Genomic DNA, 264 nt, shown 5'->3' on the forward strand with positions numbered 1-264 from the left:
TCACCTTAACCTTGCACGGGAACGTAACTCGCCGGTTCATTCTACAAAAGGCACGCCATCACCCATAGATCGGGCTCTGACTTCTTGTAAGCACACGGTTTCAGGATCTATTTCACTCCCCTTCCGGGGTGCTTTTCACCTTTCCCTCACGGTACTGCTTCACTATCGGTCGCCAGGGAGTATTTAGCCTTGGCAGATGGTCCTGCCGGATTCATACGGGGTTTCACGTGCCCCGCACTACTCGGGATCCGTCTCGGAGGGAAC

Annotated in this window: 1 rRNA gene; it reads right to left on the bottom strand. The window is 54.5% G+C overall.

What is annotated here, in order from left to right:
* Nucleotides 1-264 (bottom strand): 23S ribosomal RNA (locus JO375_RS13475); the annotation flags it as partial.

Source organism: Paenibacillus farraposensis (genome assembly GCF_020736845.1).
Lineage (GTDB): Bacteria > Bacillota > Bacilli > Paenibacillales > Paenibacillaceae > Paenibacillus > Paenibacillus farraposensis.